Origin of the sequence: Neobacillus endophyticus, from assembly GCF_013248975.1 — a bacterium.
GTDB classification, from domain to species: Bacteria; Bacillota; Bacilli; order Bacillales; family Cytobacillaceae; genus Neobacillus; species Neobacillus endophyticus.
The window spans coordinates 3175227-3189355 of sequence record NZ_JABRWH010000001.1; the positions used below are offsets into that span (position 1 = coordinate 3175227).

Below are 14129 nucleotides of genomic sequence, written 5' to 3' on the forward strand. Positions count from 1 at the left end.
CCAAATAAAAGATTGGGGGAATCGACATGTTAAACCATTTGTTAACTACTAATGAATTGAAAATTGAGGAAATTCACGAAATTTTACATGATGCGATGCAATTTAAAGCAGGAATGGTGTGGAAGCCCGAAAATCAAATGTTTGCTGCAAACCTGTTTTTCGAAGCCAGTACAAGGACAAAATGCAGCTTTGAAGTGGCAGAAAGAAAACTGGGTTTAAATGTGATTCCATTTGAAGTCCAAACCTCAAGTGTTCAAAAAGGTGAAACACTCTATGATACGGTTAAAACATTGGAAGCTATTGGCGTTGAGGCAATTGTTATCAGACATCAGCAAGACCGTTACTTTGATGAATTAGTTGGTAAGGTTAACGTACCGATTATAAATGGAGGTGATGGCTGCGGCCACCATCCGACACAATCACTGCTAGATCTTATGACGATCTATCAAGAGTTTGGGCGCTTCACCGGATTGAAAGTTGCCATCATTGGGGATATCCGCCACAGCCGCGTCGCCCGTTCCAATGCGGATGCTTTGACAAGACTGGGAGCTGAGGTTGTATTTTCAGGTCCAGAGGAATGGTTTGACCGAGAATTAAGTTTAACAAGCTATCGGCCAATTGATGAGGCAATCGAAGAAGCAGATGTGGTAATGCTTCTCCGTGTACAGCATGAAAGGCACAGTCAAAAGGGCAGCTTTACTGCCAATGAATACCATCGCCAGTATGGCTTAACATTAGAAAGAGAAAGAAAGATGAAACCGCATAGTATTATCATGCACCCAGCACCAGTGAACCGAAATGTAGAAATTGCTGACAGTTTAGTAGAGTGCGAGCGATCACGAATTTTTAAGCAAATGGAAAATGGTGTTTTTGTAAGAATGGCTGTATTAAAACGATCAATTGAAAGTCTTAAAGGAGGAACTAACCATGAAACTACTCATTCAGAACGCCTGCTACATAGCATCTAATGGAGAACAAAAACAAGCTGACATTTTAATCGAAAACGGGATCATTACTAATATTGATAAAAAAATAGATGCAGATGCCGACCGGAAAATTGATGCTTCAGGTCTCCTCGTTTCTCCTGGATTCATCGACCTTCATGTCCACCTTCGTGAACCCGGCGGTGAGAAGAAAGAAACAATCTCAACAGGAACACTTGCGGCTGCCCGTGGAGGATTCACTACTGTTGCCGCTATGCCAAATACAAGGCCGGTGCCTGACACCAAAGAGCAAATGGAAAATTTGCAAAACCGTATAAAGGAAACAGCTAATGTACGTGTGCTTCCATATGCGTCTATCACCACGAGACAGTTAGGTCAGGAATTGACAGATTTCGGAAAACTTAAGGAAGCGGGAGCTTTTGCCTTTACAGATGATGGGGTAGGTGTTCAGTCAGCCTCCATGATGCTTCAGGCAATGAAAAAGGCGAAGGAAGTCAATATGGCCATTGTTGCTCACTGTGAAGATAATACACTTATTAACAAAGGTTGTGTTCATGAAGGAATTTTTTCACAGAAGCATGGATTGAACGGAATTCCATCAATATGTGAGTCAGTTCAAATTGCCAGAGATGTTCTGTTGGCAGAAGCAGCAGGATGTCATTATCACGTCTGCCATATTAGCACTAAGGAATCTGTCAGGGCCGTACGGGATGCTAAGAAAGCTGGCATCCATGTCACAGCGGAAGTCACTCCGCATCACCTGCTATTAACAGAAGAGGACATTCCGGGACTTGACCCAAATTATAAAATGAATCCGCCGCTTCGGTCGGTATCTGACCGTTCTGCGTTAATTGAAGGTTTGCTGGACGGAACGATTGATTTTATAGCCACTGATCATGCGCCACATACAGCAGAGGAAAAAAGTGAAGGAATGGAGCTAGCACCATTTGGAATTGTCGGACTGGAAACAGCTTTCCCATTACTTTACACTCATTTGGTATTAAAAAATATCATCAATCTTGAGCAACTAATCGCATTTTTAACGAAAAAGCCGGCTGAAGCATTCGAACTTCCATATGGAAAATTAGAAGTTGGTGCAGTAGCTGACCTTGTTCTATTGAACCTTGATGAGGAGCATACGATTCATCCAACTGAATTTTTATCAAAGGGGAAAAATACACCGTTTGGCGGCTGGACATGTAAAGGCTGGCCGGAAATCACAATCGCTAATGGACAAATAGTTTGGGAAAAAGGATGTGTAACAGCATGAAAAGACAATTGATTTTAGAAGATGGAACAATTTTTATTGGCGAAGGATTTGGAGCAGATACGGAAACAATTGGCGAAGTAGTGTTTAACACGGGAATGACAGGCTATCAGGAAATTCTCTCTGATCCATCCTATTGCGGGCAAATTGTGACGCTAACATATCCTCTCATTGGTAACTATGGGATTAACCGTGATGATTTTGAATCGATTAATCCGGCAGTGAAAGGGTTTATTGTGAAGGAAGTATGCGATTTTCCTTCAAACTTCCGCAGTGAATTCACATTGGATGAGTACTTTGATATGAAAAAAATTCCGGGAATAGCCGGCATCGATACACGCAAATTGACAAGAATTATCCGCCAATACGGTACATTAAAAGGAGCCATTTGCAGCATTGAAAAGGATGCAAATGAAGTACTGAATTCATTGCGCACAAAAAGGCTTCCTGTTGATCAAGTGCGGCAGGTTTCAACGAAAAATCCTTATCCAAGTCCAGGACGTGGAAAAAGAGTAGTTCTAGTAGATTTTGGAATGAAACATGGTATTTTACGAGAGTTAAATAAACGGGACTGCGATGTAGTAGTCGTTCCATATCATACAGCTGCAGATGAAATTCTTCGCCTGCATCCTGATGGAATTATGCTTTCAAACGGACCTGGAGATCCGAAAGATGTACCAGAAGCGATTGATATGCTGAAAGGCGTAATCGGAAAGGTTCCACTTTTCGGAATATGTCTAGGTCACCAATTATTTGCCTTGGCTTGCGGTGCAAATACAGAAAAAATGAAGTTCGGACATCGCGGTTCCAACCATCCGGTCAAGGACCTGGCAACAGGAAAGATTGCAATTACCTCACAAAACCATGGTTATACGGTTGATCCTGAATCGATTAAAAATACAAAATTAGCTATTACACATATTGCCCTGAATGATGGAACGGTAGAGGGATTGAAGCATCTTGATTATCCGGCTTTTACCGTACAGTATCATCCAGAAGCATCACCTGGACCAGAGGATGCAAACGGATTATTTGAACAGTTTATTGATTTGATGGAAGCAAACAAGGAGGTTCCAACACATGCCTAAACGTACAGATATAAACTCCATTTTAGTTATCGGGTCAGGCCCAATTATCATCGGTCAAGCCGCAGAATTTGACTATGCAGGTGCACAAGCATGTATCGCTCTTAGGGAGGAAGGATACAGGGTTATTCTAGTGAACTCAAATCCTGCCACGATTATGACGGATACAGAGATTGCAGACAAAGTATACATTGAGCCATTGACAGTTGAATTTGTCAGCAGAATCATTCGCAAGGAACGTCCTGATGCACTATTGGCAACACTTGGCGGGCAAACAGGTCTAAACTTAGCTGTAGAACTTGCGAAGTCTGGAGTTTTAGAAGAGTGCGGTGTAGAAATCCTTGGAACAAAGCTTTCAGCCATCAAACAGGCGGAAGACCGCGAGCTGTTCCGCAGCTTAATGAATGAATTAAATGAACCTGTGCCTGAAAGTGAAATTATTCATGAATTATCGGAGGCTAAGGCGTTTGTTGAAAGAATCGGGTATCCGGTGATTGTCCGTCCTGCTTATACACTCGGAGGAACAGGCGGAGGAATATGCCATAATAATGAAGAACTTGAAGAAATTGTGTCCAGCGGCTTAAAGAATAGTCCTGTTCACCAATGTCTGCTTGAAAAAAGCATCGCTGGTTTCAAGGAAATTGAATACGAAGTCATGCGCGATGCCGGTGATAATGCGATCGTGGTTTGTAATATGGAAAATATCGACCCAGTAGGTGTCCATACCGGTGATTCCATTGTTGTCGCACCAAGTCAGACATTAAGTGATAGAGAGTATCAGCTTTTAAGAAATGTATCATTAAAGATTATCCGCGCGCTTGGAATTGAGGGCGGCTGTAACGTTCAGCTGGCATTAGACCCATATAGCTTCCAGTACTATATTATCGAAGTAAACCCAAGGGTCAGCCGATCTTCCGCATTAGCTTCCAAAGCTACCGGGTATCCGATTGCCAAGCTTGCTGCAAAAATAGCAGTTGGTTTAACACTTGATGAAATGTTGAATCCTGTAACGGGCAAAACATATGCAAGCTTTGAACCAGCACTAGATTACATTGTGACGAAAATCCCAAGATGGCCGTTTGACAAGTTTGAATCAGGGAATCGTTCACTTGGCACTCAAATGAAAGCAACCGGAGAAGTTATGGCGATTGGCCGGACATTTGAAGAATCTTTATTAAAAGCGATCCGTTCGCTTGAAGCTGGTGTACACCATTTCGAATTAAACTCTGCAGCAGAAATTGATGATGAGTTAATGGAAAAACGAATCAGGAAAGCTGGAGATGAAAGGCTGTTTTACATTGCCGAGGCAATAAAACGGGGCTTTACGATCGACATGATCCATCAGTGGAGTAAAATCGACCTATTCTTCTTGAAGAAAATGGAAGGAATTGTTCAGCTGGAAACTAAGCTAAAAGAAAATCCATTAAATAAAGACTTGCTGATGGAAGCTAAACAAAAAGGTTTTACAGATAAAAAAATAGCAGAACTCTGGAATCTAACTGAAAATGATATTTACAATCTGCGCAAGGCATCTGGAATGGTTCCAGTATATAAAATGGTAGATACATGTGCAGCGGAATTTGAATCAGAAACTCCTTATTACTATGGCACATATGAGGATGAAAATGAGTCTGTAGTTACCGGAAGAAAAAGTGTAGTTGTTCTAGGATCAGGCCCAATTCGTATCGGCCAGGGGATTGAATTTGACTATGCGACAGTCCACTCTGTTAAGGCGATCAAAGAAGCCGGCTATGAAGCAATAATAATTAACAATAATCCAGAAACCGTGTCAACAGATTTTAGTATTTCTGATAAATTATATTTCGAACCGCTGACAATTGAAGATGTAATGAGTATCATCGACCTTGAAAATCCAATTGGAGTTGTTGTCCAATTCGGCGGGCAAACGGCAATTAACCTTGCAGCCAAACTTCAAGAGCATGGGGTTAAAATTTTAGGCACAAGCCTAGAGGATTTGGATCGTGCGGAAGACAGGGATAAATTTGAACAAGCTCTGAGAGAATTAAACATTCCAATGCCGCTCGGTAAAACCGCATTATCTGTTGAGGAAGCACTCGTCATTGCCGGGGAAATAGGCTATCCAGTTCTTGTCCGTCCTTCCTACGTACTAGGCGGCCGGGCGATGGAAATTGTATATAGGGAAGAAGAATTACTTCATTATATGAAAAATGCTGTAAAGGTCAACCCAGAGCATCCTGTTTTGATTGACCGTTATTTGACAGGTAAAGAGATTGAGGTAGATGCCATTTGTGATGGCCAAAATGTTCTGATTCCAGGTATTATGGAGCATATTGAACGGGCGGGTGTTCACTCTGGAGATTCGATCGCTGTTTATCCTCCTCAAACCTTATCAGCGGATGTTAAGAGGAAGCTTGTGGAGTACACAGAAAAAATGGCAAAAGGCTTAAATATTATTGGTTTGTTAAATATTCAATATGTACTTTCAGAGGGCCAGGTGTACGTTCTTGAAGTAAACCCTAGATCAAGCCGGACAGTTCCATTCTTAAGCAAGATCACCAACGTTCCAATGGCAAAAATCGCAACAAAAGCTATTTTGGGCACATCCATTCTCCAACAAGGCTATACACCAGGAATTGTTCCTGAAAAAGACGGAGTGTTTGTAAAGGTACCGGTATTCTCTTTTGCTAAGCTGAAGGATGTTGACATTTCCTTAGGGCCTGAAATGAAATCAACTGGTGAGGTTATGGGGAAAGATATTACCTTGGAAAAAGCACTATATAAAGGTTTAGTAGCATCAGGAATGAATATTGAAAAGTTTGGAACCGTATTGTTTACAGTTTCGGACAAAGATAAGAAGGAAGCATTAAGTCTGGCCAAAAGGTTCTCTGCCATTGGCTATCGTCTCATGGCAACTAGTGGTACAGCTCAGTTCCTTGAGAATGCCGGTCTGCCTGTACAGGTTGTCGGGAAAATCGGATCAGAAGGCCAAACATTGTTAGATGTGATTCATCATGGAGAAGTTCAATTTATCATCAACACACTGACAAAAGGGAAACAGCCTGAGCGAGACGGATTTAGAATTCGCAGGGATGCAGTAGAAAATGGTGTACCATGTTTAACATCATTAGACACTGCCGAAACCATCCTGAAGGTAATTGAATCCATGAACTTCTCGGCAGAACCAATGGCTGCGGAAAAAAGGGAGGCAGTTTTTGCGTGATAAAAAAGGAATTATGCCAAATCATCAACCAACGTGAAATTGCCGCTGATATTTTCGAGCTTACAGTTGAAGCCAAATTTGTACAGGAAATAACTGAGCCAGGTCAATTTGTTCATATTCGGGTCGCTGACAGCGACCCGTTATTAAGACGACCAATCAGTATTTCTTCTTATAATAAATCTAGTAACCAATTGACTATGATTTATCGTAGAGAAGGAAAAGGGACAACCAAGCTGGCAGAATTATCTGCCGATAAGAAGCTCGATATCCTTGGTCCGCTTGGAAATGGTTTCCCAGTGGATGAGGTTTCAAAAGGAGAAACAGCTTTACTGGTTGGCGGCGGAATTGGTGTACCGCCGCTTTATGAACTATCAAATCAGTTGAAAGCTAAGGGAGTAAAGGTCATTCACGTACTAGGCTTTCAAACAGAATCTGCTGTATTTTACGAACAGGAATTTTTGAAAAATGGAGAAACATATGTGACAACTGTTGACGGTTCATTTGGTACAAAAGGGTTTGTCACAGATATCATGAAAAATTTGGCGTTTGATTGTATTTATACCTGCGGTCCGACCCCTATGCTAAGAGCGATTGAGCAAATGTTCACAGATAAAAAGGTATTCTTATCATTAGAGGAACGTATGGGGTGCGGTGTTGGAGCTTGCTTTGCCTGTGTATGCAAGCAGGCTGATGACCCGGCAGGTGTTTCATATAAAAAAGTATGCAGTGATGGACCTGTATTCCGTGCCGGGGAGGTATTAATTTGAATAAGTTGAGCATCGAACTTCCAGGGTTAAAATTGAAAAATCCGATCATGCCTGCTTCGGGATGCTTCGGATTTGGCAGGGAATATAGTCAATTTTATGACTTAAGTAAGCTTGGAGCAATCATGATTAAGGCAACAACAGTAGAGCCGAGATTTGGAAACCAAACACCAAGGGTGGCGGAAACGTCAGCTGGAATGCTGAATGCAATTGGTTTGCAAAATCCTGGTCTTGAAAAAGTTATTGGAACAGAACTTCCATGGCTCTCACAATATGATGTACCAATTATTGCTAATGTTGCTGGATCATTAGAAGAAGATTATGTTAAAGTGGCGGAATGTATTTCTAAAGAACCTAATGTTCATGCGCTTGAACTGAACATATCTTGCCCAAATGTAAAAACGGGAGGAATTGCGTTTGGTACAATTCCGGAAGTAGCCAAGCAATTAACGCGTAAAGTAAAGGAAGTTTCGGAAGTACCGGTATACGTAAAGCTGTCTCCAAATGTTACGAACATCGTTGAAATGGCAAAGGCCGTTGAAGATGGCGGTGCCGACGGTTTAACCATGATAAATACGCTAGTGGGGATGAGGCTTGATTTAAAGACGGGTAAACCGATTCTAGCCAATCGTACTGGCGGATTGTCTGGCCCTGCGATCAAACCGGTTGCGATTCGGATGATATACGAGGTCAGCCAAGCGGTATCTATACCTATTATCGGAATGGGTGGTATCGCCTCAGCAGAAGATGTGATCGAATTTTTCTATGCAGGCGCCAGCGCCGTTGCAGTCGGCACCGCAAATTTCGTCGATCCATTTGTCTGCCCGACCATCATTGAAGAGCTGCCTGCTTTATTAGACAAACTAGGATACGAACATATTAGTGAAGCACAGGGAAGGAGCTGGAAGGAAAATGGACAACTCGCTTATCATCGCACTTGATTTTGCAGATGCCAATGAAGTCAGCCATTTCTTAAAACCTTTTGGCAGCAGACATCTGTTTGTAAAAGTGGGAATGGAGCTCTATTATCAGGAAGGCCCTTCTATTATCCATATGTTAAAAGAATCAGGACATCGCATTTTTCTCGATTTAAAATTGCACGATATCCCAAATACTGTAAAAAGTGCCATGAAAGGGCTGGCAAGGCTTAACTGTGATCTTGTGAATGTTCACGCTGCGGGCGGAAAAGAAATGATGCAATCCGCCATAGAAGGTCTGGAGGCTGGAACAACTTCTGGAATGAAACGTCCTGCCTGCATTGCTGTTACACAGCTTACAAGCACTTCCGAGGAGCAGATGGGGCAGGAGCAGCTGATCAAAGTTTCACTACAGGAGTCGGTAATACATTATGCCTCTCTTGCGAAAGAAGCTGGATTAGACGGAGTAGTTTGTTCAGCATGGGAAGCTGGTTCAATCAGAGAAAAACTTGGGAAGGACTTTTATACAGTTACTCCGGGTATTCGTATGGAAGCTGATGCGGTTGGGGATCAAAAGCGTGTGGCAACACCTGCATTTGCCAGAAAATCAGGCGTCACATCAATTGTAGTTGGACGTTCCATTACAAGATCGTCAGACCCATTAAAAAGTTATCAACAATGGATGGAAGCATGGAAGGGAGCTCAACAATGAAACAATCAATTGCTGCAAGACTTTTAGAAATTAATGCTGTAGCATTAAAGCCAAACGATCCGTTTACATGGACATCTGGACTTCGGTCGCCAATCTACTGTGATAACCGGTTAACTCTCTCTTTTCCTGCAGTTAGACGGGAAATTGCCGAAGGATTAAAGCAGCTGATACATGAATATTTTTCAGGTGCTGAAGTAATTGCCGGTACGGCCACTGCAGGAATTCCACATGCTGCCTGGGTCAGTGAACTTTTAGACTTGCCAATGTGTTATGTACGTTCGAAGCCAAAGGGGCATGGCAAAGGAAATCAGATTGAAGGAAAAGTGGAAGCTGGCCAGAAGGTAGTGGTAGTGGAGGATTTAATTTCTACTGGGGGAAGTGTCATTACGGCTGTTCAGGCTTTAAAAGAAGCTGGTTGTGAAATCCTTGGAGTAGTATCCATTTTTACCTACGGACTTGAAAAAGGAAAAGAAGCTTTTGCAAAAGAAAACATTATCAGTCATTCATTAACTGATTTTGCATCTTTAGTGGATACAGCCATTATAAAAGGATATATCAGCGCTACTGATCAAGAAAGCTTATTATCATGGAGCAAGGATCCTGCCTTATGGAGTAAAAAATACGAGTAAAAAAAGCCCCGATTTCGGGGCTTTAATCATTTCTTTAATTGAAGCACTATTTCCTCATCCGGGGTAACATACACTGTTTGCTGATTTTCATAAATAACAAATCCTGGCTTCGCACCACTTGGTTTTTTTACATTTCTGACCTTCGTAAAGTCGACGGGGACCGAGCTTGAATTTCTTGCTTTACTAAAATAGGCAGCGAGCATGGCGGCTTCTGTTATCGTTTCTTCGGAGGGTTCTTTACTGCGAATGACAACATGGGAGCCAGGAATATCCTTAGTGTGGAGCCAAATTTCATCTCTTGCTGCCAGTTTATTGGTTAAATAATCATTTTGTTTATTATTTTTACCGACGATGATTTCAGTGCCATCTGTCGCTTGAAAATAATCAAGTATAGGTTTTGCATTTTGCAGCTTTTTCCCGTTGCGTCTTTGCCGTTCGCGAATATAACCGCCCTCTACAAGCTCTTCGCGAATTTCTTGTAAGTCCTTTGGTGAAGCCGTTTGGATCTGCTGCAGCAAATTATCAAAATAGGCTGTTTCCTCTTTTGCTTTTTCAATTTGCTCCAACACTACTTGCATGGCATTTTTCGCTTTTTGATATTTTGAAAAATACTTTTGGGCATTTTCTGATGGGGTTTTTCTTGGATCAAGCGGAATGGTTATTGTGCCTCCAGCTTCGTCATAATAATCGAGGACTTCAATTTCGCCCATTCCTTTTTTAACAGCATAAAGATTGGCTGTTAATAGCTCGCCAAAGCGTTGATATTCATCAGCTTGTTCCGCTTCCAATAAAGTTGCTTTAAGCTTTTCAATTTTTTTTTCGTTTTTTTCTTTTTCATTGCTGATAAAACGCTCAATATCATTTCCCTGCTGTTTGACACGGTCGCGCTCTGCTTTTCCAAAATAGAAACGATCCAGCATTTCGCTTAAGGAGGTAAAACTTTTGACTTCTCCTTTTATATATTCAAGCGGGAAGAGATAGAATGTATCACGGTCAGCAGAAGTCATGATGGACGGTGAAAGATCCCTATTTTGAATTCTTTTTATTAACCCAACAAACGACTTTGGCACTGTAGTCCGATTGGCTAGTCCGCTTTGATAAATGACTTCCTTCGCAAATATTGGAGATATCCCAGCAAAGTGTTCCACTAGTTGCTTGTCCAATTTTCCCCCGTTAAAATCGAGTAGTCTTAATACATCATCTTCTGATGTGTCAAATGGATTTTGCTTGTTTTGGGCAGGCGGAAAAATATAATCTTGCCCCGGCATAATGGCGCGATAACTGTTTACGGCATATGTAATATGTTTGATACTATCTAATATGAGATTTCGGGATTTATCGACCAGTATAATATTGCTATGTCTGCCCATAATCTCAATGATTAGTTGTTTATAACTAATATCGCCAATTTCATTGCGGCCTTTGATTTCTAAAATGATGATTCGATCATTATCCATTTGATACAAATCCTCGAGTATATGACCTTCAATATGCTTTCTAAGAAGCATGCAAAACATTGGGGGCTCACTCGGATTATCGTATGCCTCATTTGTAAGCTGTGCTCTGGCATAGCTTGGATGTGCTGATAAAAGGAGCTTTTGATTCACTCCATTTGCTCGGATCGTTAAAATAATTTCGTTTTTATATGGCTGATGAACTTTATTAATCCGTCCTCCTTTTAAAGATTTGGAAAGCTCGTCGGCCATTGCTTTGGAAAATAAACCATCAAATGACATGAAAAACATCCTTTACTTCGAACTATACATAAGTATACCCTACCTGAAGCCTGTCTGCCGAATTTTCGCTTACAGGTTTAGTATTTTCATATCATTCCCATTCTTATAGCATTTTTTTGGACGACCCCGAATATGCTGTCTATAGATTAGGTATTTAAGGGGGAAGTGAGATGGTCGGATGAAGTTCCATGAGATGGAGATCAGCAAAGTAGAAAAGGCCTTAGAAACCGACTTTTTGTCTGGATTGTCACAAGAACAAGCAGAGAGCAGGTTGAGAAAACACGGATTTAATGAATTGGATGCAGGAGAAAAGCAGTCCGCTTTACTCTTATTTTTTAGCCAATTTAAAGATTTTATGGTCCTTGTTCTGCTTGCTGCTACTTTAATTTCAGGATTGCTGGGCGAATATATCGACGCTATTGCGATCATTGCGATTGTTATCATAAATGGGTTTTTAGGATTTTTCCAAGAGCGGCGTGCGGAGAAGTCGCTCGACGCCTTGAAAGAATTATCTGCTCCGCAGGCAATGGTCTTAAGGGATGGGAACTGGATTAAAATTCCTTCAAAGGAAATGGTGGTCGGTGATATCTTAAGATTTGCCAGTGGAGATCGGATTGGAGCAGATGTCCGCGTTATTGATGCCAAAAGCTTGGAAATAGAAGAATCTGCGTTGACAGGTGAATCACTTCCAGTTTCAAAGCATACAGACTGTCTATCGAATCCCAATCCAGGTATCGGTGACATGGAAAATATCGCTTTTATGGGAACAATGATCACAAGAGGAAGCGGTTCAGGAGTTGTTATAGCTACCGGTATGAAAACAGCCATGGGGCAAATCGCAGGATTACTTCAAAGTGCAGAATCGCAAGAAACACCGCTTCAGCGACGCTTGGAACAATTGGGGAAAATTCTCATCACAGTGGCATTATTTCTAACGGTCCTCGTTGTTGCCATTGGTGTTATTCAAGGTCATGATATCTATACGATGTTTTTAGCGGGGGTATCCCTCGCAGTAGCTGCCATTCCTGAAGGGCTTCCTGCGATTGTCACGGTAGCATTGTCACTCGGTGTTCAAAAAATGATCAAGAAGAATGCTATTGTTCGAAAGCTGCCGGCTGTTGAAACCCTTGGATGCGCTTCTGTCATTTGTTCCGATAAGACAGGAACGATGACACAAAACAAGATGACGGTAACCCATTTATGGAGCGGCGGGCAAACATGGACAGTAGACGGAGTTGGATATCAGCCGAAAGGGAATTTTTTCAAAAATGAACAAAAGATCCTTCTAAAGGATGAAAAGGCTTTACAGCAGATGCTCGTTTTTGGGATGCTTTGCAATCATTCTGAGATTAGTTTGAAGGATGAGGAATATATATTGGATGGGGACCCTACAGAAGGTGCATTGCTGGTTAGTGCAATGAAAGCGGGTTTTCACCGGCAAAAGCTATTGGAGGAATTTACGATTATCAACGAATTCCCCTTTGATTCGGTAAGAAAAATGATGAGCATTCATGTAAAAGATAAGCATGGCAAACATTTTATCGTAACAAAAGGGGCACCTGATGTGCTTTTGGGAATTAGCGAAACGATTCTTTGGAGTGGACGGAATCAAATTTTAAATAAGGAAACTCAATTGAAGGTCCAAGATGCTATCAATTCCCTCGCATCACAGGCCCTCAGGACAATCGCTATTGCTTATAAGCCGATTAAAGCAAACACTCTCATCTTAAGTGAGCATGAAGCGGAAAAAAACTTAACCTTTATTGGTGTTCAGGGAATGATTGATCCGCCAAGACCTGAAGTAAGGGATGCCGTAAAAGAATGTAAAGAAGCAGGCATTAAGACTGTCATGATTACCGGGGATCATGTGATTACTGCGAAAGCCATTGCCGCGCAGCTGGGCATTTTAACAAAGAAAAGTAAAGTATTCGATGGAAAAACTTTATCAGCTATGACGGTAGATGAGCTAGAAGAAGTTGTTGAAGAAGTTTCTGTGTTTGCCAGGGTATCACCAGAACATAAGTTGAAAATTGTTAACGCCTTGCAGAACAGAGGACATATCGTTGCAATGACAGGAGATGGTGTAAATGATGCTCCTGCGATTAAGGCAGCTGATATAGGTGTTGCCATGGGGATAACAGGTACAGATGTAGCCAAAGAAGCTTCGGCCCTTGTCTTATTGGACGATAATTTCGCTACCATAAAAGCGGCTATTAAAGAAGGCAGAAATATATATGAAAACATCCGCAAGTTTGTCCGATATTTGCTGGCATCCAATGTGGGAGAAATTTTGGTGATGCTGTTCGCGATGATTTTGGCACTGCCGCTGCCGCTTTTGCCGATTCAAATCTTGTGGGTGAATTTAGTAACCGATGGACTACCAGCAATGGCGCTTGGTCTTGACAGACCCGAAGAAAACGTAATGAAGCGCGGACCAAGGAGCCCGAATGAAGGGGTTTTTTCTCGCGGTTTAGGTTGGAAGGTTGTTTCCCGAGGATTTTTAATAGGGATTGTAACGTTGCTTGCCTTTATGATTATTTACCATAATGATCCTTCACAGCTGGATTATGCTCAGACTATAGCATTTGCTACTCTTGTCATGGCTCAATTGATCCATGTGTTCGATTGCAGGAGTGAAAAGTCTGTATTATCCAGAAATCCTTTTGGAAACCAATTTTTAGTCTGGGCAGTTATTTCATCCCTTGTTTTAATGCTTGTTGTTATTTATTATCCTCCATTACAGCCGATTTTCCACACACTACCGATTGCCGCAAAGGATTGGCTGCTTATTGTCGGCTTATCTTCCGTACCAACTTTTTTACTAGCGGGATCATTTTTGTTAAGAAAAACAAAATAAATTGTGTTATAATCCA

At 41.6% G+C, this 14129-nt stretch carries 10 protein-coding genes; 9 read left to right on the forward strand and 1 reads right to left on the reverse strand.

The window, feature by feature from the left end:
- The first annotated feature begins 26 nt into the window (after nucleotides 1-26).
- The 8 genes from HPT25_RS15715 to pyrE are packed head-to-tail and all read left to right on the forward strand — an operon-like array spanning nucleotide 27 to nucleotide 9520.
- Nucleotides 27-968 carry an aspartate carbamoyltransferase catalytic subunit gene (locus tag HPT25_RS15715; protein WP_173066034.1) on the forward strand — a complete coding sequence of 314 codons (942 nt, stop codon included), beginning with the start codon at nucleotides 27-29 and terminating at the stop codon, nucleotides 966-968.
- A complete protein-coding gene (gene pyrC, locus HPT25_RS15720) occupies nucleotides 928-2214 on the forward strand; it encodes a dihydroorotase (RefSeq protein ID WP_173066037.1) in 1287 nt (428 codons plus the stop codon). Before HPT25_RS15715 ends, pyrC begins: the two co-directional genes overlap by 41 nt.
- Entirely contained in the window at nucleotides 2211-3299 is a 1089-nt protein-coding gene (locus tag HPT25_RS15725) for a carbamoyl phosphate synthase small subunit (RefSeq protein ID WP_173066039.1), read from the forward strand. Before pyrC ends, HPT25_RS15725 begins: the two co-directional genes overlap by 4 nt.
- Nucleotides 3292-6498, forward strand: a complete 3207-nt coding sequence (carB, locus tag HPT25_RS15730; RefSeq protein WP_173066041.1) for a carbamoyl-phosphate synthase large subunit — start codon at nucleotides 3292-3294, stop codon at nucleotides 6496-6498. Before HPT25_RS15725 ends, carB begins: the two co-directional genes overlap by 8 nt.
- Nucleotides 6495-7265 carry a dihydroorotate dehydrogenase electron transfer subunit gene (locus HPT25_RS15735; protein ID WP_173066043.1) on the forward strand — a complete coding sequence of 257 codons (771 nt, stop codon included), beginning with the start codon at nucleotides 6495-6497 and terminating at the stop codon, nucleotides 7263-7265. The genes carB and HPT25_RS15735 overlap by 4 nt, the downstream gene beginning before the upstream one ends.
- Nucleotides 7262-8203 carry a dihydroorotate dehydrogenase gene (locus tag HPT25_RS15740; protein ID WP_173066045.1) on the forward strand — a complete coding sequence of 314 codons (942 nt, stop codon included), beginning with the start codon at nucleotides 7262-7264 and terminating at the stop codon, nucleotides 8201-8203. The genes HPT25_RS15735 and HPT25_RS15740 overlap by 4 nt, the downstream gene beginning before the upstream one ends.
- Nucleotides 8175-8891, forward strand: a complete 717-nt coding sequence (gene pyrF / locus HPT25_RS15745) for an orotidine-5'-phosphate decarboxylase (protein WP_173066047.1) — start codon at nucleotides 8175-8177, stop codon at nucleotides 8889-8891. The genes HPT25_RS15740 and pyrF overlap by 29 nt, the downstream gene beginning before the upstream one ends.
- Nucleotides 8888-9520, forward strand: coding sequence for an orotate phosphoribosyltransferase (gene pyrE / locus HPT25_RS15750; RefSeq protein WP_173066049.1), 633 nt, complete (start codon nucleotides 8888-8890; stop codon nucleotides 9518-9520). Before pyrF ends, pyrE begins: the two co-directional genes overlap by 4 nt.
- 26 nt (nucleotides 9521-9546) lie before the next feature.
- On the opposite strand, the gene HPT25_RS15755 is transcribed toward pyrE, so the two are convergent.
- Nucleotides 9547-11256 (reverse strand): Rqc2 family fibronectin-binding protein, encoded by a 1710-nt coding sequence (locus tag HPT25_RS15755; RefSeq protein ID WP_173066051.1) that lies wholly within the window; start codon nucleotides 11254-11256, stop codon nucleotides 9547-9549.
- A gap of 178 nt (nucleotides 11257-11434) precedes the next feature.
- On the opposite strand from HPT25_RS15755, the gene HPT25_RS15760 reads away from it, so the two are divergent.
- Nucleotides 11435-14113 carry a calcium-translocating P-type ATPase, SERCA-type gene (locus tag HPT25_RS15760; protein WP_173066052.1) on the forward strand — a complete coding sequence of 893 codons (2679 nt, stop codon included), beginning with the start codon at nucleotides 11435-11437 and terminating at the stop codon, nucleotides 14111-14113.
- Nucleotides 14114-14129 lie beyond the last annotated feature (16 nt).